Genomic DNA, 21,331 nt, shown 5'->3' on the forward strand with positions numbered 1-21,331 from the left:
CCCGTCACGCGAGGTCGGCGCGCATGGTCAGGGCGGTGGCGCGGCTGCCATCCGCCTTGAGGTAGTAGCCGGTGCGGGCGCCGATCCGGGCGAAGCCGTGCCGGGCGTAGAGCTTCAGCGCGGGCGCGTTGCCCTCGTCCACCTCCAGATGGACATGGGCGATGCCGGCGCGGGCGAGATCGGCGAGATGGGTGCGCAGCAGCCGGTGGCTCAGCCCGCCGCCGCGCGCGGCCGGCGACAGCACCACGGTGAGGATCTCGGCCTCGTCGGCGGCCTTGCGCGAGAGGATGAAGCCCTGGAGCGTGCCGGCCCGCCAGAGGGCGTGGGCATGGGTGGAGCGCTCGCAGAGCAGGCGCTCGAACTCGTGCGCGTCCCAGGGCCGCGCGAAGGCGGTGGCGTGGAGCCGCGCCAGCGCCGACGCCTGTCCGGCATCGGTCAGGGGCGCCACATAGGGCTCGGGCAGGAAGGCGTCCCACCAAGCGAGCCACCAATCGAGAGGCCAGAAGCTGGAGGCGTGGCGGCTCATCGGCGGGCGAGCCTCGCATGGTCCTGGGGCTTCGCATCGGCCCCGCGCAGATACATCGGCCGCGGCAGCGCCTGGGCCGGGTCGGCGACCTGACCCAGCGAGGCGACCGAGAGGATGTCGGGCCCGCCCGTGCCGGAGACGGTCACGGCGACGCCGCGCGCCTCGAGGGCCGCAGCGAGGAGCGGCGCGCCGGAGCCGGTGAGCGTAACGGGGCCGGGTCCGAGGCGGTCGGCTGCCGCGTCGAGGGGAATATGGGTCGGCGGCACCACGATGCCGTCGGTGGCGTGCAGGGCGAGCAGGTAGACGGCGCCGTGCCGCGCATCGATCACGGCGGCGAGGGTGCCCTCGTGCCCGGCGGCGAGCAGCGGCGCCAGGAGCGCCGACAGGGTGGTGACGCCGACGACGGGCGTTTCCAGGGCGAGGCCGAGCGCACGGGCCGCCGAGAGGCCGACGCGCAGGCCCGTATAGCTGCCGGGGCCGACCGTGACGGCGACGCGCTCCAGGCTCTCGAAGCCCCCCTCGACCCGGGCCATCACCCGTTCCACCAGGGGCAGCAGCGCCTCCGCGTGGCCGCGGGACAGCACCATGCTCTCCTGCGCGACCGCGCCGGCCGCGGCGTCGTCGACGACGCAGGCCGAGCAGAGGTCGAGCGCCGTGTCGATGGCCAGGATCCGCACGCTCACTCCCGTCCGCCGGCATCCGTGCCGGCCCATGTCCTTCGATGGCGAAACTACGGCAAAACGGCCGCCCCGTCAGGCGGAGCGGCCGTGATCCCGTGCTGTTGGGCCGGGGGTGTGGCCCGGCTGCGTCTGTGCGCCGAGGCGCTCCTCAGACCGCCTGGACTTCCCGCACCTGCGGCAGGAAGTGGCGGAACAGGTTCTGCACGCCCTGCCGGAGCGTCGCCGTGGAGGACGGGCAGCCCGAGCAGGCGCCCTTCATCTCCAGGTAGACCACGCCCTCCTTGTAGCCGCGGAAGGTGATGTCGCCGCCATCGCCCGCCACCGCCGGGCGCACCCGGGTCTCGAGCAGGTCCTTGATGGTGACGACGGTGTCGTGGTCGGCTTCGTCGTAGAACTCCTCGGAGGTGTCGTCCGCGGCGTCCACACCGTCCTCCAGCACCGGCGCGCCGGACTGGAAATGCTCCATGATGGCACCGAGCACGGCGGGCTTGACCTGGGGCCAGCCATCGCCGCCCTCGGCCTTGGTCACCGAGATGAAATCGTGCCCGACATAGACGCCGGAGACGCCCGCCACGTCGAACAGGCGGGCGGCAAGCGGCGAGCGCGCGGCGGATTCGGCGTCCTTCGCCTCGAAGGTGCCCTCGGGCAGCACCACGCGGCCCGGCAGGAACTTGAGGGTGGCGGGATTCGGCGTGGCTTCGGTCTGGATGAACATGAAGGGATCCTCGTCCGCTGCGCCGGTTCAAGGCCGGCCGGGAACGGCGCGCGACGCGCCACCCTCCATGTGGCCCGGGAAGCGGATTTTCTCAACCGCAAGACCGACGCCGAGACCGGGCGCGTGGGCCGCCGACGCAGGCGGAGCCTGCCGGCGCGGAGAGCGCCGCGCGGAGCCGGCCGGGCGTCGAGCGAAGCGGAAGCCAAAGCCGCGGACGCGGCTGCCGGCGCCTGAGGCGAGCCTTCAAGCATCGACAAAGCCGTCACGATCCTGTAATGGCGCCGCCAACTCACAACAGGATCGCCGAAATCCTGGCGTGCCGATCCCATCCGGGGATCAGGGACGCGACGGCTGGAGCATTGCCATGAACATCATCGAGCAGCTGGAGCGCGAGGAAGTCGCGCGCCTCAACAAGACCATTCCCGATTTCGAGCCCGGCGACACGGTGATCGTGAACGTCCGCGTGAAGGAAGGCGAGCGCACCCGCGTCCAGGCCTATGAGGGCGTCTGCATCGCCCGCTCGGGCGGCGGCCTCAACGAGAGCTTCACGGTCCGCAAGATCTCCTACGGCGAGGGCGTCGAGCGCGTGTTCCCCGTGCACGGCCCGCTGATCGATTCGATCAAGGTGGTCCGTCGCGGCAAGGTGCGCCGCGCCAAGCTGTACTACCTGCGCGACCGCCGCGGTAAGTCGGCCCGTATCGTCGAGCGCAGCGACCGCACCGCCAAGGCCCCGAAGGCCGCTGCGGCCCCCGCCGCCGCCGAGTAAGTTCGACGGTTCGGCCGCCGACGCGGCCGCTCCTGCGCAAGAAGCCCGTTCCGGGCCGTCCGGGGCGGGCTTTTTCATGGACGCCTCGGGCCATGGTCTCCCGGCGAATCGCCTGTACGATACACAGGTTGCGGGCCAGCTTTCGGAGCGAGGAATGACGGCGCTGCTCGATCGGGCGATGGCGCGGGCGCGGCGGCGGCCCGCCGCGAAGCAGGACGAGATCGCGCGCCTCGTGCTCGCCCATGCCGGCGAGGCCGAGACGGCGCCGGACGGCGTGGACGCGCAGACCCGCCGGGCCGTCCAGGCCTTCCTGCGCCACCTCGACGGCCGCTATCCGATCCGCGAGGCGATCCTGTTCGGCAACCGCGCCCGGCAGACCCATACGGCGGAGAGCGACGCGGATCTCGCTCTGGTCCTCGACGGGGAGCGGGGCGACCGCATGACGGTCACCCTCGACATGGCCGAGGTGGCCGTCGACGTGCTGATGGAGACGGAGGTGCTGATCCAGCCGCTGCCGTTCTGGACCGGCGAGTTCGCGCATCCGGACAGGTTCAGCAATCCCGCGCTGATCGAGGCGATCCGCCGCGACGGCCTCCGAATCTCACACGCCGCGTCGGCCGGATGAGGCGCGTTCACCCCCGCCGCAGGGCCTCCAGCACCTTGCCGCCCGGGCGGCCGGTCTGGGGCATGCCGAGCTCGCGCTCCACCGCCTTGATCGCGTCGCGGGTCTTCTGGCCGACCTTGCCGTCCGGCTCGCCGACATCGTAGCCGCGGCGGATCAGACGGGATTGCAGGTCGCGGCGCTCGGCGCGGGAGAGCGGCGGATCGTCGGTCGGCCACTCGGCCTGGACGCCGGGCCGGCCGCGCAGCCGGTCCGAGAGCACGGCGATGGCCAGCCCATAGGATTCGGCGGCGTTGTAGGAGTAGATCGCGTCGAAGTTCTTCGTCACCAGGAAGGCCGGGCCGTCGATGCCGGCCGGCGCGATGATCCCGGCCGGGCCCTCGCCCGTGAGCGGGCGGCCGTCGATCCGGGTGACGCCGAGCGAGGTCCAGTGGCCGACCGGGCGCTTGTTCTTGCGCCCCGCCGCCGCGACGTTGAAGCCGCGCGGCAACCGCACCTCGTAGCCCCAGGGCGTGCCGTTCTGCCACTTGGCCACGCGCAGGAAATTGGCGGTGGAGCCGACCGCGTCGGCCACCGAATCGACCACGTCGCGGCGCCCGTCGCCGTCGAGATCGACCGCGAGCCGCTGGTAGGTGGTCGGCATGAACTGGGTCTGGCCGAAGGCGCCGGCCCAGGAGCCGGTCAGCCGCGAGGCCTCGATGTCGCCGCGCTCGATGATCTTGAGGGTGGCGATCAGCTCGCCACGGAAGAAGTCGCGCCGCCGGTTGCCCGAGCAGGCCAGCGTCGCCAGCGACTGCACCAGCGGCATCTTGCCGAGGTTCTTGCCGAAATTCGACTCGACGCCCCAGACCGCCGCGATGGTGTGCCGGTCGACGCCGTAGCGCGCCTCGGCCTGGGCGAGCGCGGCGGCGTGCTGGCGCATGGCGGCGCGCCCGTCCTCGACGCGCTCGTCATCGACGAGGGCGGCCATGTAGTCCCAGATCGGCGTCTTGAACTCGGGCTGGGCCTGGGAGAGCTCGATCACCTTGTCGTCGTAGGTGATGCCGCTGGTCGCCGCCCGGAAGGTCTGGGCCGAGACGCCGGCCGAGGCCGCCTGGGCCTGGATGCCGGCGAGGCAGCCCTGGAAGTCGGCGCGCGCCGGTCCTGCGGCGATCATCCCGGCGAGGCCGAGAAGCGGGAGGAGGGTGGCGCGCGGCGTCATGTCTGCGGCTCCTTGCGGTCGTGCCCGGTGCCGCACATTCAAGGCGGCATCAAGGTAAAGGAACCGTGAGCGGCTCCGGCCTTCAGGCCCAGCCGCGCGCGGCGAGCTTCGCCTCGTAGGCGTCGATGGCCGGCGCCCGCTCCAGGGTCAGGCCGATCTCGTCGAGGCCGTTCAGCAGGCTGTGCTTGCGGGCGGGCTCGATGTCGAAATGCAGCGTGCCCCCGTCGGGGCCGCGGATGGTCTGCGCCGCGAGGTCGATCGAGAGCGTCGCGTTGGCGCCGCGCTCGGCATCCTCGAACAGCTTCTCCAGATCCTCCGGCGAGACCACGATCGCCAGGATGCCGTTCTTCGCGCAGTTGTTGAAGAAGATGTCCGCGAAGCTCGTGGAGATCACGCAGCGGATGCCGAAATCGGCCAGCGCCCAGGGCGCGTGCTCGCGCGACGAGCCGCAGCCGAAATTGTCGCCCGCCACCAGGATCTTGGCGTTGCGATAGGCCGGCTGGTTGAGCACGAAGTCGGGCTTCTCCGAGCCGTCGTCGTTGTAGCGCATCTCGGCGAACAGGCCCTTGCCGAGACCGGTGCGCTTGATCGTCTTCAGATACTGCTTCGGGATGATGCGGTCGGTGTCGATATTGATGATCCGCATGGGCGCCGCGACGCCCTCCAGGGTGGTGAACTTGTCCATGGTCTCGCCGTCGGCCCACGTTTCCGAGGCGGCGATATAGCAGCGGCGCCCCCCGGCCGGAAGTTCGTCAGGGCAGGTCCCGCAGATGCTCCGCGCGCAGGGCGCCGTCGTGGATCGCGCTCGCCACCAGCGCACCCGCCACGCCGGCTCTCGCCAGCGCGTGCAGGTCGTCCGGCCCGCGCACGCCGCCGGCCGCATAGATCCGGGCGGCGGGCGCGAGGCGGCGCGCCGCGGCGAGACCGTCGAGATCCGGCCCGGCCCCGGCGCCGATCCGGGCGAGCGTCATCACGATCACGTCGTCCGGCCAGAGCGATGGATCCGCGTGCAGCGCAGCCGGCCCGAGGCGCTCGCCGCCGCGGCTGTCGAGGGAGAGCACCGCGCGGTCGCCGAGCTCCGCCACGAGGCCCAGATCCCGCTGGCTCTCGCTGCCGATCACCGGCCGGCCGAGGCCGCTGGCGAGGAAGGCCCGAGTAGCGGAAGGCTCCGCGAATCCGGCATCCACCCAGAGCGCAAGGCCCGGGCAGGCGCGGGCGATCGCCTCCAGGCTGGTGAGATCGGGTGCGGCGCCGTCCACGATGGCGTCGAGGTCGGCGACGTAGAGGATCGGAGCGGGGAGGGCGGCGAGCAGGCCGGCGGCGACCGCCTCCGGTGCCGACCCCTTTGCCAAGGGCGTCTCGATCGGGGCATAGGAGGCGCGCTCGCCCCGGCGCGCCCGCACCACCCGGCCGTGCCTGAGGTCGAGCACCGGAATCACCGCGACCATACGCGCCCGCCCCTTTTTCGAGTCAGCCCGTGCCCGCAGCAACGCCGTCGAGCCACAAGATTATCGGGTGGGATCTCGGGGGGGTGCACGTCAAGGCGGCCCTCGTCGAGGACGGCCGGGTCCGCGACGTGGTGCAGGCGGCCTGCCCGCTCTGGCGCGGCCTGCCCGCCCTCGATACGGCGCTCGCCGGCCTGCCCGACTGGGCGCGTCAGCCGGCCGACCACGCCGTCACCATGACGGGCGAGCTGACCGACTGCTTTGCCGACCGCACCGACGGCGTGGCGCAGCTCTCCGCCTGGGCGGCCCGCGCGCTGCCCGGCCGGGTGCGGATCTATGCCGGCCGCGACGGCTTCCGCGCGCCGGGCGAGGCGGCGGGGCGGGCGGCCTCGATCGCCTCCGCCAACTGGCACGCCACCGCCGCCCTCATCGGCCGCAGCGTCGCGGACGCACTCCTCGTCGATATCGGCTCGACCACGGCCGACCTGATCCCGATCGTCGGCGGGCGCCCCGCCGCGACCGGCTACAGCGACGCCGAGCGCCTGGAGACGGGGGAGCTCGTCTATACCGGCGCGGTGCGCACGCCGCTCCTGGCGCTCGCCGACCACGCGCCCTTCCGCGGGCGCCGCACCCGGCTGATGGCCGAGACCTTCGCGCATGCGGGCGACGTCTACCGCATCACCGGCGACCTCGCCGCGCAGGCCGACCAGCAGCCGACCGGCGACCTCAAGGGCAAGTCGCGGGCGGAGAGCGAGGCCCGGCTCGCCCGCATGATCGGCCGCGACCGCGGGGAGGGCAGCGCGCGCGACTGGCTCCTGCTCGCCCGCCACTTCGCCGAGGCGCAGATGCGGCTCCTCCACGACGCGGCCGCGACGCTGCTCTCGCGGCCCGACCTCCCGGAGGCGGCCCCCGTCGTGGTCTGCGGGGCCGGCGCCTTCCTCGCCGAGGGGCTCGCCCGCCGCCTCGGCCGGCAATCCCTGGCCTTCACCGACGTGATCGCGGAGCAGATCGCCGGGGATCCGGCCTGGGCCTCCACCTGCGGCCCGGCCGTGGCCGTCGGCCTCCTCGCCGTCACCGATCCAGCCGCCCCGGAGGATGCATGAGCGCCGCCAAGATTCTCGCCCGGATCCTCACCACCCGGGTCGGCCCGCATATCGAACTCGCCCTGGCGATGCAGGGCGGCGAGGTGGTGAAGGTGCTCGCCACCCCCGATCAGGTCGACCGGCTGGTGGACGAGTTGGAGGACATCCTGAACTCGGCCGACGATCCGGAGCCGGACGGGCCGCCCGAGGCGGCCTGATCCGCTCGCCCGACGACAATCGGCCGGATGCGGCCGCACCCGGTCGGCGGTCAGGGCCGGAGCGGCGGCACCGCGTCGAGGGGCGGAATCGGACGCGGGCGGCCCTCGTCGTCGATGGCCACGAAGGTGAAGGTCGCCTCGGTCACCTTCTCGCGGATGCGGGTGCGGAAGCGGCGGGCCCAGGCCTCCACCTCGATCTTCATCGAGGTGCGCCCGACATGGGCCACGCGGGTATAGACGCAGAGCACGTCGCCGACCCGCACCGGGCGGATGAAGGTCATCGCGTCGAGGGCGACGGTGACGACGCGCCCCTGCGTCCGGTCCACGCCCGCGATGCCGCCGGCCTGATCCATCTGCGAGAGCACCCAGCCGCCGAAGATGTCGCCGTTGGCGTTGGTGTCGGCGGGCATGGCGATGGTGCGCACCGTGAGGTCGCCGCGCGGATCCTCGGACGCGGTCTCGGGCATGCGCGGTTCAGGGCATCACGCCGCAGAGCGTCAGCCCCGCGGCCAGGATGACGAGGGCGGCGCTGACGAAGCACTCGATCGGCACGGATTGCCAGATCTCGCGCGGCGGGGCCGCTTCGCGGATCGCGACTCTGTTCACGGGCCTTGTCCCTCCGGAGCAGCCGATCTGCTGCCGGCCGTCTCAGAGGGGCAATCTAGCGATAAAGTGCAGGCTCCGGAAGCGCGAGCCGGCCATCACCCTGACACTCCGCACCCCGTAGGAACCCGAACTGCCGGGTCCCTCTCCCGGTCGGGAAGGGGAGCCAAGTGTCGTCCTGCCGGCGCAGCGGCAGGCTCTCGGCAGCCGGCTCAGGCGGCCCGTACGGTGGCCAGGAAGCGGCCGACCTCGCTCTGAAGCTGCTCGGACTGGCGCGACAGCTCCGAGGCCGCCGACAGGACCTGGGCGGCGGAGGCTCCGGTCTCGGCGGAGGCGGTGGCCACCTCCGTGATGTTCGCGGTGACGGCGCTCGCCCCGCTCGCCGCCTCGGACACGTTGCGCACGATCTCATGGGTCGCCGCGCCCTGCTCCTCGACCGCCGCCGCGATGGCGCTGGCGACGCCGCTCAGCTCGCGGATGCGGTCGCTGATGCCGCCGATGGCCGAGACGACCTGCCCGGTCGAGCCCTGGATGCGGGCGATCTGCTGCCCGATCTCCTCGGTGGCCTTGGCGGTCTGCCCGGCGAGTTCCTTGACCTCGGCGGCGACCACCGCGAAGCCGCGGCCGGCATCGCCGGCACGGGCCGCCTCGATGGTGGCGTTCAGGGCGAGCAGGTTGGTCTGTCCGGCGATCTGCGAGATCATCGCGACCACGTCGCCGATGCGCGCCGCCGCGGCGGTGAGGTCCTGCACCAGGACGCCCGTCTGGTCCGCCTCCGCGACGGCGGCCTGGGCGAGGCTCGCCGAGCCCGCAACCTGCCGCGCGATCTCGGCCACCGACGAGCCGAGCTCCTCCGCCGCCGCGGCCACCGTGCCGACATTGGTGGAGGCTTCCTCGGCTGCGGCGGCGACGGTGCCCGACCGGCTGCTCGCCTGCCCGGCGGCGTTCGACAGGGTTTCGGCGGTGGCCTGCAGCTCGGTCGCCGAGGCCGAGACCATGCCGATGACGCCGCCCACCGCCTGCTCGAAGCGGTCCGCCATGTCGCGGGTGGCGGCCCGCCGCTGCGCCTCGGCGCCCGCGCGCGCGGTCTCCGTCTCGGCCTCCAGAGCCCGGGTGCGGATCAGGTTCTCCTTGAACACCTGCACCGCCCCGGCGATGGCGCCGATCTCGTCCCGGCGTTCGCGGTCTGCGACCTCCGTGGTCACGTCGCCCGCGGCGAGCCGGCCCATCAGGGCGCACATCCGCCGGAGGGGCTGCGAGACGGTCCGGTTGAGCAGGAGAATGCCGGCGAGGGCCGTCAGCACCATGGCGGCCAGGCCGGCGACCACGGCGGTACGGGTGGCCGAGGCGGCCTCGGCCGCGGCGACGTTGCGGGTCTCGAGCAGGCCACGCTCGACGCCGTCGACCTCGACGGCCTTGGCCCGCAGGGCGTCCATCGCGCTCTTGCCCTGGCCCGAGACCTCGATCTGTCGCGCCTGGGCGCGCGTCTCCGGCTCGCGCATCAGCCCGATGGCGCGCTCGGCGACCTCACCGCGCCACTGGCGGGCGAGGGCGTCGATCCGGTCGAGGCGCGCGACCTGCTGCGGATTGTCGGCGACGAGCGTGCGCAGCCGCTCCATCGCCTGGGCATAGGTCTTGGCGCCGCCGCGATAGGGTTCGAGGAAGGCCTCGTCGGCGGAGAGGAGGTAGCCGCGCAGGCCCGTCTCTTGGTTGACCATGGCGGTGGTCAGTCCCTGGACCTGCTCCATCACGAGGCGGGTATGGTCGTTCCACGCGGCGGCCTCGCGCATGGAGGCGAGATTGCGCCATGTCACCAGCGCCGAGGCGGCGGCCGCGAGGATCAGCACGGCGAAGACGATCGCGAGCTTCGCGACGAGGCGAAGACGGGCAAACCAAGTCATGGGAGGACGAACCTTCGGTGACGGATGACCTTCGACGGATGTGCGAGGCGCACCGGCCGAACGGGCGCACATTTCGCTCGAAAGTTGTGCCGCCAATTGGTAATCAAACCCCTAATTCGCCGCGCTTGTGGCAAGGATTTATTTACAACCAATAGTTTTTCTTCGATTAAATACAACTTAAAATCTCAGAGCACCGCCTGGCAGGCCTGCCGCGCGGGTGCGCCCCCGGTGGCATCCCCCGGAGGTTGCAATCGGATGTCGGGACGGGATCGGTCGGCCGCGCGCGGCCGCTCAGGTTCCGGAGACGCTGCGTGCGAAGGCGTGGACCAGCGGGATGTCGAGCTTGGTCGTCATGCCGAGGAGGATGTCGATGGCCTGCCCGCTCGGCATCGGCGCCCGGTAGGGGCGGCTCTCGACCAGGGCCGCGTAGATGTCGCAGATCGTGACGAGCCGCACCGGATCGGAGATCTGCGAGCCTGCGAGGCCGTCGGGATAGCCGGAGCCGTCCAGGGCCTCGTGGTGGTGGCGCACCACCGTCAGCGTGGTCTCGTCGAAGCCGCCGGCCTGGACCAGGATCTGATGCCCCACGGCCGCATGGGTGCGCATCACCTCGGTCTCCTCGGCATTCAGGCGGCCCGGCTTGTTCAGGACGGCCAGGGGGATGCGGGCCTTGCCCACATCGTGCACCAGGGCGGCGCGCACGAGCTGCTGCCGGTCGCGCTCGGAGAAGCCCAGATCGATCGCGAAGGTGGCGGCGAGGCCGGTGACCAGAAGGCAGTGCTGGTAGGTGGCGTCGTCGTAGCTGCGCACCTTGGCGAGCCAGCGCTCGAGGCCGCCCATCTCGACGGCGGTGAGCACGGGCGCGAGACCCTCGTCGACCGATGCCGCATCCACCGGGCCACCGCTGCGGGCGACGTCGAGCAGCCCGGTGATGACCGTGCCCGCTTGGTTGGCGGCGTGCGCGACCACGGCCTCGACGGCGGCGGTGGGCCGCAGATGGGCGAGCACCGCCTGCGCCACCGTGCGGGCCGGGGTGCTTCCGGGCAGGCAGAGGCCGGCCCCGAGGGCGCGGGCCTCGGCCATGCTGCGCTCGCCCATGGTGCGCATCAGGCAGACGAGCGGGGTGCCCGCGCCGCCGACGCTCGCGATCAGGCTGCGCAGGCTGCGCGCGGCGGTCGGCTGCAGGAGGTCCACGTCGGCCACGAGGCCGAGCGGCGCCTCGCCGAACTCCGCGATGCGGTTCTGCGGGGTCACGACCCGGCAGGGGGCGATCTGCTCGAGAAGCTGCGACAGCCCGATGCTGCGGTCTGGACGGTCGGTCAGGAGGACGAGCATGCCCGTATCAAGCGCCCAGGTCGTCGGTGTGGTCTGAGGCCGACCGAGGCGGCTCCGGCGGACAGAGCCGAGCTCGTCGCCCGACCTGGACCCCACTGTGCCGCCCCGGCCGCGCGGACCAGATGCTCTGCAGCATGGCGGAGCAACCTTTCAGGTCGGTTATTGCACGGTCTGAACTATCCGCGGGTCGGAAGCCGCGATTTCAAACTGAACGCGGTCACGGGCCGGCTTTGTGCCGGTTATGGGCCTGCAATGGGCCGGCTCTGGGCATCGTAGAATGCAGAGCGATCCATAGTACAACTTAAGCGCGACAGAGGGGCGTGCGCGACCGTCCTGCGGCGCACCGGCGGGGCCGGGTGGACCGGTCCCGCGACCGGACCTGCGGCTCTCTGGATCGGAACGGGGATCCGCGGTCCGCGGATCAGAGAGCGTGCGTCACGGACGGGTGGCGACGGCCTGGACCGGCGCTGCGGTCGGGGCGAGGGACGCAGCGATCGCCGCGGGCGCCGCAGTGTTGGACCCGTCGCGCAGGAAGGGCAGTGTGAAGGCGGTGAGCACGCCGATGGCCAGCAGGGCGCCGGTGATCATGCCGCGGACGATTCCCGGCGCGGGGTGCCGCAGCCTGCCCGGACGCAGGGGCCCGGGCGCGAAGCGGCTGCGCGGGCGGAGCCAGCCGCCGCGCGCGGTCGGGCGCACGGAACGCGCGAGGTCTTCGTGCATCACGGTCGGGATCGCGGACCAGATCGAAACGGCACGAGCAGAATCCGGCCTCGCGGCGGAATCAAGGCCGCCGCGAGGCCGATCCGGAAAAATGAGCCGCCATCCGGTCTCAGAGGCCGGCCGCCTCCGCGTCGAGCAGCCAGACGAGGGTCCCCCGGCTCGCCACGCGGCCGGCCGGCAGGTCCTCGCCGGCATCGAGGCGGGTCAGCGCGTCGCGCTTGCCCGCGCCGGTGACGAGGAAGAGGATCTCGCGGGCCGAGGCCAGGGCCTCGAAGGTCAGGCTCACCCGCGGCACGAAGGGCGCGAGCCCGGCCTCGGGCACGGCGACGGCGAGCCTGCCCGTCGCGCCGAGCTCCGGCTTGCCGGGGAAGAGCGAGGCTGTGTGTCCGTCCTCGCCGAGCCCGAGCAGGACGAGGTCGAAGAGCGGCCGCTCCGGATCGAGGCGCTCCGCCCCATAGAAGGCGCGGAGCGTCCGGTCGTATTCGGCCGCCGCCGCCTCGGGCCCGAGATCGGTCGGGATGAAGTGGAGGTGGCTCGGCGGGATGGCCGCGCCGTGGCCGAAGGCCTCGCGCACCATGTGGACATTGCTGCGCGGATCGTCCCAGGGCACGGCCCGGTCGTCGCCGAAGAACCAGTGGATCCGCTCCCACGGCAGGCGGCCCGCGTAGTCCGGCCCGGCGAGGAGCTGATAGAGGCGCCTCGGCGTCGAGCCGCCGGACAGGCAGATTGCGACGCGCTCGGACCCGGCGCAGGCTGCGAGAAGGCGCTCGGCGGCCGCGCGCGCCACCGCATCGGCATCGGGCAGGACTTGTGCGCCCGGGGGCAGGGGTGTCGGCATGGGGTGTCGCCTCACATCTTCGGCTGCTTCGGCTCCAGATGGCCGCCGAAGCCGCGGCGCATGGCGGAGAGCAGCTTGTCGGCGTAGCTCTCGTGCTCGCGGGAGCGGAAGCGGCGGTAGAGGGCGCTCGAGAGCACGGTGGCCGGCACGGCCTCCTCGACGGCCGCGTTGATGGTCCAGCGGCCTTCCCCGGAATCCTCCACGAAGCCCGAATAATCCTCCAGATGCTCGTCGCCCGCGAGCGCGCTCGCCGTCAGGTCGAGGAGCCAGGAGGAGACCACGCTGCCGCGGCGCCAGACCTCGGCGATGTCACCGAGGTTCAGGTCGTAGCGCCGCGCCTCCGGCAGGTCCTTCGAGCCGGCATGGCGGAGGATGTCGAACCCCTCGGCATAGGCCTGCATCAGGCCGTACTCGATGCCGTTGTGGATCATCTTCACGAAATGCCCGGCGCCGCAGGGGCCGGCATGGATGTAGCCGAGCTCCGCCCGCGGGTCGCGGCCCTCGCGTCCGGGGGTGCGCGGGATCTCGCCCATCCCGGGGGCCAGCGTCCGGAAGATCGGGTCGAGCCGGTCGACGGCCTCCGTATCGCCGCCGATCATCATGCAGTAGCCGCGCTCCAGGCCCCAGACGCCGCCGGAGGTGCCCACATCGACGTAGTGGATGCCCTTGGGCCGCAGCTCCGCGGCGCGGCGCACATCGTCGCCGTAGAAGGAGTTGCCGCCGTCGATGATGGTGTCGTCGGCCTGCATCAGGCCGGAGAGCGCCGCCACCGTCTCCTCGGTGATGGCGCCCGCCGGCAGCATCCCCCAGGCGGCGCGCGGCGCCGCCAGCTCGGCGACGAGATCCTCCAGGCTGTCGGCGCGGGTGGCGCCCGCCTCGACGAGGGCCGCCACCGCCTTCGGGTCGCGGTCGTAGACCACGGCCGTGTGCCCATCCTTCAGCAGGCGGCGGACGATGTTGCCGCCCATCCGGCCGAGACCGATCATGCCGAGTTGCATCGCTGCCCTTCCTTACAGATCGCCCCCGCGAAACCGTTCAGGCCTGCCGTCTGCCGCTCAGCCCACGGCCGCCTTCAGCGCAGCGGCAACGCGCGTCAGCCCGGCCTCGAGGTCGCCCGTGATGTGGACCCTGAGCGCCCGGCGCCCGCGCTCGGCCAGCACGGCGAAGTCGCCGCGCGCCTGCGCCGCGACCACGGTGGCGAAGCCGAGCTTGCGGCCGGGGATGGCGAGGTCGGCGGTGGGGTCGGCCGTGATCTGGACGAAGACGCCGGTATCGGGCCCGCCCTTGTAGGCCTGGCCGGTGGAGTGCAGGAAGCGCGGACCGAATTCGAGGCAGGTCGCCACGTGGCGGGCGTCGCGCACCGCGAGGCGCGCCTCCTGAAGCACCGCCTGATGGTCCGCATCGCGCGGCACATAGGCGAGGAGCGCGAGGTAGTCGCCGGCCTTGATCCGGCCGAGATGGGCCTTGAGCGCCGCCTCCAGCCCCTCGCCCGCCTGCGGCAGGGCCTCGGCATTGGCCGGGTCGGCGTAGAGCGCCACCGTCTCGTCGGTGAAGACCGGCGTCTCGGCAGGCAGGGCGCCGCTCGCCTCGGCCGCCGCGAACAGCTTCTTCGTCTCGACCTTGCTGGCCTCCACGTCCGGCTGGTCGAACGGGTTGATGCCGATCACCGCGCCCGCCACCGCGGTGGCCATCTCGAAGCGGAAGAATTCCTGCGGCAGCTGCTCGACCGTCTCCAGGCCGATGCGCACCACCGGATGGCCTTCCCGCTCCAGGGCGCGCAGGGCCTCGTCCTGCGCCTCCACCGCGTGCCGCGCCAGACGGAGATAGACGAAGACGCGGTCGTGGCCGTAGGCCGCCGGCACGTCCACGGGCTCGCCGTCGATCGGGATCAGGCCCTTGCCCTGCTTGCCGGTCGATTCGGCGATGAGCTGCTCGGCCCAGCCGCCGAAGCTCGCGATATCGGGCGAGGCCACCAGGGTGACCTTGTCGCGGCCCTGGAGCGCGGCGGCGCCGAGGAAGGCGCCGAGGCGCACGCCCGGATTCTCGGAGGGCGGCACCGCCGGTCCGCAGGAGCGCACCATGGCGCGGGCGCAGTCGAGGAACTCGGCGATGTCGATGCCGATGGCCGCCGCCGGCACCAGCCCGAAGGCCGAGAGCACCGAGTAGCGCCCGCCGATCTGCGGCACGCCGAAGAAGATCTTCTCGAAGCCGTCGTCCCGCGCCGCCGTTTCCATGGCGGAGCCCGGATCGGTGATCGCGACGAAGTGCGAGCCCGCCTTCGCGCCGACCACCTCTTTCATCCGGCCGAGGAAGTAGTCGCGGAAGACGTTGGGCTCCAGCGTAGAGCCGGACTTCGAGGCCACGATGAACAAGGTGTTCGGCAGATCGATCGCCGCCTCGACGGCGCGGACCTCGTCCGGATGGGTCGAATCGAGAATGCGGAGCTTCGGGAATCCCTCGCGGCTGCCGAAGGTGAGGCTCAGCACCTCCGGCCCGAGGCTGGACCCGCCCATCCCGAGCACCACCGCGTCGCGGAAGCCGCGGGCCTTCACCCAATCCGCGAAGGCGGCGTAGTCGGCGGCCTTCGCCCGCTCGTCCTCGACGATGCGGAGCCAGCCGAGCCAGCGATCCTCGTCGGCATCCGACCAGACGGTCTTGTCATGCGCCCAGAGCCGGCGGATCGCGCCGCTCGCGCGCCAGGACTCGACCACCTCCGCGGTCTTCTTCTCCAGATCCTCCGCGCTCGCGAAGCTCTGGCTGTTCAGCCGGTGCCCGAGGAGCGCGGCGCGCTTGCCGGCGACCGCGCCGAGCAGCTTGTCGGCGGCGTCGATGAAGAGCTGGACGCCCTCCTCGACGAGCTGGCGGGCGACCGCCTCGATGTCGATGCCGGCCTTGGCGAGGGCGTTCATCACGGCGCGGGCCCCGTCGAGGTCTTCCTCGATGGTGGGACGGACCTGCCCGTGGTCGCGGAAGGCGTCCATGGTGGCCGGCGGCATGGTGTTGACGGTGTTCGGCCCGATCAGCTCCTCGACGTAGAGCACGTCGGAATAGGCCTTGTTCTTGGTGCCCGTGGAGGCCCAGAGCAGGCGCTGCGCCTTGGCGCCCTTCTCCCGGAGGGCCTGCCAGGCCGGTTCGGCGAAGATCGCCTTGTAGCTCTGATAGGCGAGCTTGGCGTTGGCGATCGCGACCTTGCCCTTCAGGGATTCGAGCGCCGCCTTGGCCACGGGGTCGTTCAGCGTCGCGGCCTTCTCGTCGATCAGCTTGTCGACCAGGCTGTCGATGCGGCTGATGAAGAAGCTCGCCACGCTCGCGATCCGCGAGACGTCGTGGCCGGCCTTCGCGCGCTCCGCGAGCCCCTCGACGAAGGCGCGGGCGACCTTCTCGTATTCCCCTTGCGAGAAGAGCAGGGTGACGTTGATCGAGATGCCCTCGGCGGTGAGCTGGCGGATCGCCGGGATGCCCTCCGGGGTGGCGGGCACCTTCACCATCAGGTTGTCGCGCTGGACCATGCCGTGCAGGCGGCGCGCCTCGGCCAGCGTCGCCTCGGTGTCGAGGGCGAGGTAGGGCGAGACCTCGAGGCTCACATAGCCGTCCGCGCCGTCGCTCGCCTCGTAGACCGGGCGCAGCACGTCGGCCGCGTTCTGGATATCCTCGACGGCAAGGCCCTCGTAGAGATCGATGACGCGGGAATCCCCGCCCTCCATCACGCGCTTCAGGCTGGCATCGTACTCGTCCGAGTGGCCGATCGCCTTCTCGAAGATCGCCGGGTTCGAGGTGACGCCGCGCAGGCCGTCCCCTTCCACCAGCGCCTTCAGTTCGCCCTTCTCGATGAAGCCGCGCGCCACGAAATCGAGCCAGACCGCCTGATCCTGTTCGTCGTGCAGGGCCTTGAGCGCGTTCATGTCGATCCCTCGGGAAGCTTGGGAGACGGCCCGCATCACGGCGGGCCGCCCCGGAGGTGTTCAGGGACGATGTAGGGGCGCCGGTCGCCCGCTCCCATGGGTGACCGGCCGATCCCGGCGACTTCGGCCTACTTCTTGTGCTTGGCGATCTGGTCGCGGGCAGCCTGGAGCACCTTGTCCGGGGTGAAGCCGAACTTCGTCTGCAGGTCCTTGATCGGCGCCGAGGCGCCGAAGGTGTGCATGCCGATGATGGCACCCGACGAGCCCGCGTAGCGGTCCCAGCCGATGACCGAGCCCTGCTCGACGGCGACGCGCGCCAGCACCTCCGGCGGGAGCACGCTGTTGCGGTAGGCCTCGTCCTGCCGCTCGAACAGGTCCCAGGAGGGCATCGAGACGACGCGGGCCTTCACGCCCTCGCCCTTGAGCGCCTCGTAGGCGCCGACGCAGAGCTGCACCTCGGAGCCGGTGCCGATCAGGATCACCTCCGGCGTGCCCTCGCAATCGGCGAGCACGTAGGCGCCCTTCGCGGTGCCCGCGGCCGAGCCGTAGGTCGTGCGGTCGAGGGTCGGCAGCGGCTGGCGCGAGAGCGCGAGCACGGCCGGCTGGTTCCGCAGCGTGAAGATCACGCGGTAGGCCTCGGCCACCTCGTTGGCGTCGGCCGGGCGGATCGTCACGAGGCCCGGGATCGCGCGCAGGGAGAGGATCTGCTCGACGGGCTGGTGGGTCGGTCCGTCCTCGCCCACGCCGATCGAGTCGTGGGTGAAGATGTGGAAGACCGGCAGCTCCATCAGCGAGGCGAGCCGGATCGGCGGGCGCATGTAGTCGGCGAAGACCAGGAAGGTCGCGCCGTAGGCCCGCAGGCCCACGAGGCCGAGGCCGTTCACGATCGAGCCCATCGCGTGCTCGCGCACGCCGAAATGGATGTTGCGCCCGCCCGGCTCGAAGGGGGTCAGCGAGCCGGCCCCCTCGAAGGTGAGGTTCGACTTGTTGGACGGCGCGAGATCGGCCGAGCCGCCGAGGAGGAAGGGCACGTGCTGCGCGATGGCGTTGAGCACCTTGCCCGAGGATTCGCGGGTGGCGAGTCCCTTGGCGTCGGCCTCGAAGACCGGGATGTCCTTGTCCCAGCCCTCCGGCAGGCGGCCCTCGAAGAAGGCGTCCAGATCCTCGGCGTGCTGGGCATCGGCCTCCTTGGCGGCCTTGAGGAAGCCCTGCCACTGGTCGTGCAAAGCCGCGCCGCGCTTGCCGATGCCGTCGCGGAAGACCTCCTTCACGCCGTCGGGCACCAGGAACTGCGCGTCCTCGGGCCAGCCATAGGCGCGCTTGGCGCCCTTCACCTCGTCCTCGCCGAGGGCGTCCGAATGGGCCTTGGCGGTGCCCTGCTTCTTCGGGGCGCCGTAGCCGATCACCGAGTTGACGACGATCAGCGTCGGCCGGTCGCCCGATTGCAGGAAGGTCTCGATCGCGGCCGAGATCGCGTGGACGTCGTTGGCATCGGCGACGCGCAGCACCTGCCAGCCATAGGCCAGGAAGCGGGTCGCGACCTCCTCGCCGAAGGCGAGTTCGGTATGGCCCTCGATGGTGATGGTGTTGTTGTCGTAGATCCAGCACAGGTTCGACAGGCGCAGATGGCCGGCGATGGAGGCGGCCTCGGAGGCGACGCCCTCCATCAGGTCGCCGTCCGAGCAGATCGCGTAGACGTTGTAGTCGAAGAGCGGCAGGCCCTCGCGGTTCAGGCGCTCGCCGAGGAAGCGGCCGCCCATCGCCATGCCGACGGAGTTCGCCACACCCTGGCCGAGGGGGCCGGTGGTGGTCTCGACGCCGGTGGTGAAGTGGTACTCGGGATGGCCCGGCGTGCGGCTGTCGAGCTGGCGGAACTTCTTGATGTCGTCGAGTGTGACGGCCGGGGCGTTGCCGCCGTCCTTCTCCGCCACCTCGGCGAGGTGGAGGAGGGCGTAGAGCAGCATCGAGGCATGGCCGGCCGAGAGCACGAACCGGTCGCGGTTCGGCCAGTGCGGGTGCGCCGGATCGTAGCGCAGGTAGCGGTTCCACAGGGTGTAGGCGACGGGCGCGAGGGCCATCGGTGCGCCGGCATGGCCGGAATTGGCCTTCTGCACGGCGTCGATGGCGAGCGTGCGGATCGTGTCGACCGCCAGCTTCTCCGTCTCGCCGAGGGCCGCCTTCGCGACCGTGTCTGCTCCGCTCATCGTGATCTCGTCTCTCTGTTCCGGAGGCGTGGCGCCGTTCCCGACCGCTCGGCGATCGCGGACGGCTCCAGGCCTCTGCATCTGACGCGCTCCCTCACGCCGAACCGGCGTTCGCCTCGGCGGAGAGCGCTCTAGAGCCGTTCCCGATCGCGTTGCAATCGTGATCGGCTCCACGTCGTTGTTTTGGCGCGCCCTCTCTCACCGAACCGGTATCCACTTCGGCGGAGAGCGCTCTAGAGCGCCGCCGCGGCGGCGATGCGCGCCGTCGCCGCGGGGTCCCGGGCCGGCCCCGGGTCGTCGCCCCCGCTACGTTCCTTCGCGGGGCCTTCCGTGCGGCTGTAATTGAGGATGGTGTTGACGAGCGCAACGTGGGTGAACGCTTGCGGGAAGTTGCCCACCATGCGCTGGGCGGAGACGTCGTACTCCTCGGAGACCAGTCCGACGTCGTTGCAGATGCCGATCAGCCGCTCGATCAGCGCGCGCGCCTCTTCCCGCCGGCCGAGGCCGATCAGGTTATCCGCGTACCAGAAACTGCAGGGCAGGAAGGCGCCTTCGCCACCGGGCAGGCCGTCCGTGGTCTGGTCGTGAGTCTCGTAGCGCAGGATGAAGCCGTCGCGCATCAGCCGGCGGCCGATCGCCTCCACGGTGCCGACCACGCGCGGGTCGTCCTGCGGCAGGAAGCCCATATGGGCGGCGAGGAGCAGGCTCGCATCGAGATCTTTCGAGCCGTAGAACTGCACGAAGCTGTTCTGCTCGGCATCGAAGCCCTTGGCGCAGACCTCGGCATGGATCTCGTCGCGGGTGGCGCGCCAGGCGGCAAGCGGCGGCTCGGGCAGGGCACGCCCGCCATGGCGATGGGTGGACACCCCCGATTCGAGGATCTGCTCCCAGCTGCGGATGGCGCGGTCGTAGGCGACCCAGGCCATGATCTTCGAGTGCACGAAGTGCTTGCGCCCGCCGCGCACCTCCCAGATGCCCTCGTCGGGCTCGCGCCAAGCGCGGTCGAGATGGTTCATCAGCGCGCGGCCGACGCGGAACCCCTCCCGGTCCTCCGGCATGCCGCGCTGGCGGGCCTGATAGAGGGCGTCGAAGACCTCGCCGTAGACGTCGAGCTGGAACTGGCTCACCGCCGCATTGCCGACCCGCACCGGCCGCGCGCCCTCGTAGCCCGGCAGCCAGTCGAGCTCGATCTCGGGCAGCAGGCGCTCGCCGGCGATGCCGTAGAGGATATGCGCCTGCTCGGGATTGCCGGCCACCGCCCGGGTCAGCCAGTCGCGCCAAGCGCGGGCCTCGTCGATATAGCCGGAATCCATCAGCGCCAGCAGCGTGAAGGTCGAGTCGCGCAGCCAGCAGAAGCGGTAATCCCAGTTGCGCACGCCGCCGAGCTGCTCGGGCAGCGAGGTGGTCGGCGCGGCCACGATCCCGCCGGTCGGGCGGTAGATCAGCGCCTTGAGGGTGAGGAGCGAACGCTTCAGGATGTCGTCCCAGGGCGTGCCCGTCGCGCAATGGTCCGACCAGTCGCGCCAGGCCCGGTCGGTGGCGGCGAGCACCCGGCGCGGCTCGATCGGCGGCGGATCGTCCTCGTGCGAGGCGCCGTAGCTGAGCACGAAGCGGGCGGTCTCGCCGGCATGCACCGTGAACTCGGAGACCGTGGTCTGGGCCTTCGAGCCGTGGAGCGGCACGTTGGTGCGCAGCACCACCTTGTGGGGCCCCGAGATCATGCGCAGGTCCTCGAGCTCGCTGCGCGAGACCCAGGGCACGGCCGAGCCGTAATCGAAGCGCACCGCGATCTCCATCCGCATGGCGACGCGCCCGGACAGGCCCTCCACCATGCGAATCAGGTGCGAGCCGTCGCCGGCCGGCATGAAGTCGGTGACCCGGACCTCGCCCTCGCGGGTGCGGTGGCAGGTCTCCAGGATCAGGGTGCCGTCGCGATAGGCCCGCCGCGTCTCGGCATGGTCCGAGACCGGCCCGAGCTGCCAGAAGCCGTGCTCCTCGGTGCCGAGCAGGCCCGCGAACAGCGCGGAGGCGTCGAAGCGGGGGAAGCAGAGCCAGTCGACGCTGCCGGCGCGGCTGATCAGAGCCGCGGTGCGCCCGTCGCCGACGAGCGCGTAATCCTCGATGCGAGCCGCCATGCCCTGGAATCCGTGGCGGTGGGCGCGGGCGGCGCCCTCCGATGCGCTGCACCTAGGACGGCAGGCCGCCCGGGTCCAGAGGGGGCGCGGCGCTCGGCAGACCTCCCGGCGCGTCCGGCCGTCAGGCTCAGCGCATCGCCTCGACCAGCACCGAGACCGAGCCGCGGACGGTGCCGCCCACCGTGCCGGTCACCGCGGCGGCGCGGTCGCGCACGTAGCGCGTCGCCTCGTCCATCGCCCGCCCGGCGGCGCGCGCGGCCGGGGCGGCGTAGGGCAGGGCGAGGTCGGGCAGGGGGCGGCCGCGGGGGGGGGGGGGACGGCCGGGCGTGGTTTTGCGGGCGTCGTGTGTGGCGGGGCGGGCGGCCACCTGCGGGGCGGAGGGGCCCCCGCCCCGGCCCCGCTGAGATTGTCCTGGGGGGAGGCTAGAGGTCCACGCCC

The 21,331-nt window shown here is 71.9% G+C and carries 20 protein-coding genes and 1 pseudogene; 4 read left to right on the forward strand and 17 right to left on the reverse strand.

What is annotated here, in order from left to right:
• Positions 1–4 precede the first annotated feature (4 nt).
• The 3 genes from MET9862_RS07820 to MET9862_RS07830 form a co-directional block, all read right to left on the reverse strand.
• Positions 5–526: a GNAT family N-acetyltransferase gene (locus tag MET9862_RS07820; RefSeq protein ID WP_142582472.1), complete on the reverse strand. Its 522-nt coding sequence runs from the start codon at positions 524–526 to the stop codon at positions 5–7.
• Positions 523–1,203, reverse strand: coding sequence for a tRNA (adenosine(37)-N6)-threonylcarbamoyltransferase complex dimerization subunit type 1 TsaB (gene tsaB / locus MET9862_RS07825; RefSeq protein ID WP_142582473.1), 681 nt, complete (start codon positions 1,201–1,203; stop codon positions 523–525). Before tsaB ends, MET9862_RS07820 begins: the two co-directional genes overlap by 4 nt.
• Before the next feature lie 151 nt (positions 1,204–1,354).
• Positions 1,355–1,921 (reverse strand): NifU family protein, encoded by a 567-nt coding sequence (locus MET9862_RS07830; RefSeq protein WP_142582474.1) that lies wholly within the window; start codon positions 1,919–1,921, stop codon positions 1,355–1,357.
• Between the two features lie 364 nt (positions 1,922–2,285).
• Between MET9862_RS07830 and rplS the strand changes: the two genes are divergently transcribed.
• The gene (gene rplS, locus MET9862_RS07835) at positions 2,286–2,687 is read left to right on the forward strand and encodes a 50S ribosomal protein L19 (protein ID WP_142582475.1); all 402 of its coding nucleotides are present in this window, start codon (positions 2,286–2,288) and stop codon (positions 2,685–2,687) included.
• Positions 2,688–2,841: 154 nt separating this feature from the next.
• A complete protein-coding gene (locus tag MET9862_RS07840) occupies positions 2,842–3,312 on the forward strand; it encodes a nucleotidyltransferase domain-containing protein (RefSeq protein ID WP_244612619.1) in 471 nt (156 codons plus the stop codon).
• Between the two features lie 7 nt (positions 3,313–3,319).
• On the opposite strand, the gene MET9862_RS07845 is transcribed toward MET9862_RS07840, so the two are convergent.
• The 3 genes from MET9862_RS07845 to MET9862_RS07855 form a co-directional block, all read right to left on the reverse strand.
• Complete coding sequence (locus tag MET9862_RS07845; RefSeq protein ID WP_142582476.1) at positions 3,320–4,510, reverse strand: lytic murein transglycosylase; 1,191 nt, start codon at positions 4,508–4,510, stop codon at positions 3,320–3,322.
• A gap of 82 nt (positions 4,511–4,592) precedes the next feature.
• Positions 4,593–5,195 (reverse strand): 3-isopropylmalate dehydratase small subunit, encoded by a 603-nt coding sequence (gene leuD / locus MET9862_RS07850; RefSeq protein ID WP_142582477.1) that lies wholly within the window; start codon positions 5,193–5,195, stop codon positions 4,593–4,595.
• A 67-nt stretch (positions 5,196–5,262) separates the two neighbouring features.
• Positions 5,263–5,958 carry a HisA/HisF-related TIM barrel protein gene (locus tag MET9862_RS07855; protein ID WP_142582478.1) on the reverse strand — a complete coding sequence of 232 codons (696 nt, stop codon included), beginning with the start codon at positions 5,956–5,958 and terminating at the stop codon, positions 5,263–5,265.
• Between the two features lie 29 nt (positions 5,959–5,987).
• Between MET9862_RS07855 and MET9862_RS07860 the strand changes: the two genes are divergently transcribed.
• Positions 5,988–7,058, forward strand: a complete 1,071-nt coding sequence (locus MET9862_RS07860; protein ID WP_142582479.1) for a hydantoinase/oxoprolinase family protein — start codon at positions 5,988–5,990, stop codon at positions 7,056–7,058.
• Positions 7,055–7,255: a hypothetical protein gene (locus MET9862_RS07865; RefSeq protein WP_142582480.1), complete on the forward strand. Its 201-nt coding sequence runs from the start codon at positions 7,055–7,057 to the stop codon at positions 7,253–7,255. Before MET9862_RS07860 ends, MET9862_RS07865 begins: the two co-directional genes overlap by 4 nt.
• Positions 7,256–7,305: 50 nt before the next feature.
• Here the strand turns inward: MET9862_RS07865 and MET9862_RS07870 are convergent, their stop codons facing one another.
• The 11 genes and pseudogenes from MET9862_RS07870 to MET9862_RS29235 form a co-directional block, all read right to left on the reverse strand.
• Complete coding sequence (locus MET9862_RS07870) at positions 7,306–7,722, reverse strand: acyl-CoA thioesterase (RefSeq protein ID WP_142582481.1); 417 nt, start codon at positions 7,720–7,722, stop codon at positions 7,306–7,308.
• A gap of 7 nt (positions 7,723–7,729) precedes the next feature.
• Positions 7,730–7,861, reverse strand: coding sequence for a hypothetical protein (locus tag MET9862_RS30425; RefSeq protein ID WP_280178956.1), 132 nt, complete (start codon positions 7,859–7,861; stop codon positions 7,730–7,732).
• Positions 7,862–8,070: 209 nt separating this feature from the next.
• Complete coding sequence (locus tag MET9862_RS07875) at positions 8,071–9,759, reverse strand: methyl-accepting chemotaxis protein (RefSeq protein WP_142582482.1); 1,689 nt, start codon at positions 9,757–9,759, stop codon at positions 8,071–8,073.
• Between the two features lie 291 nt (positions 9,760–10,050).
• Positions 10,051–11,094 (reverse strand): HD-GYP domain-containing protein, encoded by a 1,044-nt coding sequence (locus tag MET9862_RS07880; protein ID WP_142582483.1) that lies wholly within the window; start codon positions 11,092–11,094, stop codon positions 10,051–10,053.
• A 435-nt stretch (positions 11,095–11,529) separates the two neighbouring features.
• Positions 11,530–11,814: a hypothetical protein gene (locus tag MET9862_RS07885; protein ID WP_142582484.1), complete on the reverse strand. Its 285-nt coding sequence runs from the start codon at positions 11,812–11,814 to the stop codon at positions 11,530–11,532.
• A 109-nt stretch (positions 11,815–11,923) separates the two neighbouring features.
• A complete protein-coding gene (gene pgl, locus MET9862_RS07890) occupies positions 11,924–12,652 on the reverse strand; it encodes a 6-phosphogluconolactonase (protein WP_142582485.1) in 729 nt (242 codons plus the stop codon).
• Positions 12,653–12,663: 11 nt separating this feature from the next.
• Positions 12,664–13,650: a phosphogluconate dehydrogenase (NAD(+)-dependent, decarboxylating) gene (gnd, locus tag MET9862_RS07895; protein WP_142582486.1), complete on the reverse strand. Its 987-nt coding sequence runs from the start codon at positions 13,648–13,650 to the stop codon at positions 12,664–12,666.
• A gap of 57 nt (positions 13,651–13,707) precedes the next feature.
• Positions 13,708–16,554, reverse strand: a complete 2,847-nt coding sequence (locus tag MET9862_RS07900; protein ID WP_142582487.1) for a bifunctional transaldolase/phosoglucose isomerase — start codon at positions 16,552–16,554, stop codon at positions 13,708–13,710.
• Between the two features lie 128 nt (positions 16,555–16,682).
• Positions 16,683–18,758 carry a transketolase gene (gene tkt, locus MET9862_RS07905; protein WP_142582488.1) on the reverse strand — a complete coding sequence of 692 codons (2,076 nt, stop codon included), beginning with the start codon at positions 18,756–18,758 and terminating at the stop codon, positions 16,683–16,685.
• A 233-nt stretch (positions 18,759–18,991) separates the two neighbouring features.
• Positions 18,992–20,893 carry a glycoside hydrolase family 15 protein gene (locus tag MET9862_RS07910; RefSeq protein WP_142582489.1) on the reverse strand — a complete coding sequence of 634 codons (1,902 nt, stop codon included), beginning with the start codon at positions 20,891–20,893 and terminating at the stop codon, positions 18,992–18,994.
• Between the two features lie 127 nt (positions 20,894–21,020).
• Positions 21,021–21,331 (reverse strand): annotated as a pseudogene (locus MET9862_RS29235) (hypothetical protein); the annotation flags it as partial.

The organism is Methylobacterium symbioticum (assembly GCF_902141845.1).
Lineage (GTDB): Bacteria > Pseudomonadota > Alphaproteobacteria > Rhizobiales > Beijerinckiaceae > Methylobacterium > Methylobacterium symbioticum.

Bases quoted from the DNA above. Each gene is read 5' to 3' on its own strand.
- gnd (WP_142582486.1), bottom strand. From the start codon at position 13,650: ATGCAACTCGGCATGATCGGTCTCGGCCGGATGGGCGGCAACATCGTC.
- MET9862_RS07845 (WP_142582476.1), bottom strand. From the start codon at position 4,510: ATGACGCCGCGCGCCACCCTCCTCCCGCTTCTCGGCCTCGCCGGGATG.
- MET9862_RS07910 (WP_142582489.1), bottom strand. From the start codon at position 20,893: ATGGCGGCTCGCATCGAGGATTACGCGCTCGTCGGCGACGGGCGCACC.
- MET9862_RS07870 (WP_142582481.1), bottom strand. From the start codon at position 7,722: ATGCCCGAGACCGCGTCCGAGGATCCGCGCGGCGACCTCACGGTGCGC.
- MET9862_RS07885 (WP_142582484.1), bottom strand. From the start codon at position 11,814: ATGCACGAAGACCTCGCGCGTTCCGTGCGCCCGACCGCGCGCGGCGGC.
- leuD (WP_142582477.1), bottom strand. From the start codon at position 5,195: ATGGACAAGTTCACCACCCTGGAGGGCGTCGCGGCGCCCATGCGGATC.
- pgl (WP_142582485.1), bottom strand. From the start codon at position 12,652: ATGCCGACACCCCTGCCCCCGGGCGCACAAGTCCTGCCCGATGCCGAT.
- tkt (WP_142582488.1), bottom strand. From the start codon at position 18,758: ATGAGCGGAGCAGACACGGTCGCGAAGGCGGCCCTCGGCGAGACGGAG.
- MET9862_RS07830 (WP_142582474.1), bottom strand. From the start codon at position 1,921: ATGTTCATCCAGACCGAAGCCACGCCGAATCCCGCCACCCTCAAGTTC.
- MET9862_RS07840 (WP_244612619.1), top strand. From the start codon at position 2,842: ATGACGGCGCTGCTCGATCGGGCGATGGCGCGGGCGCGGCGGCGGCCC.
- rplS (WP_142582475.1), top strand. From the start codon at position 2,286: ATGAACATCATCGAGCAGCTGGAGCGCGAGGAAGTCGCGCGCCTCAAC.
- MET9862_RS07820 (WP_142582472.1), bottom strand. From the start codon at position 526: ATGAGCCGCCACGCCTCCAGCTTCTGGCCTCTCGATTGGTGGCTCGCT.
- MET9862_RS07855 (WP_142582478.1), bottom strand. From the start codon at position 5,958: ATGGTCGCGGTGATTCCGGTGCTCGACCTCAGGCACGGCCGGGTGGTG.
- MET9862_RS07900 (WP_142582487.1), bottom strand. From the start codon at position 16,554: ATGAACGCGCTCAAGGCCCTGCACGACGAACAGGATCAGGCGGTCTGG.
- MET9862_RS07880 (WP_142582483.1), bottom strand. From the start codon at position 11,094: ATGCTCGTCCTCCTGACCGACCGTCCAGACCGCAGCATCGGGCTGTCG.
- MET9862_RS07875 (WP_142582482.1), bottom strand. From the start codon at position 9,759: ATGACTTGGTTTGCCCGTCTTCGCCTCGTCGCGAAGCTCGCGATCGTC.
- MET9862_RS07865 (WP_142582480.1), top strand. From the start codon at position 7,055: ATGAGCGCCGCCAAGATTCTCGCCCGGATCCTCACCACCCGGGTCGGC.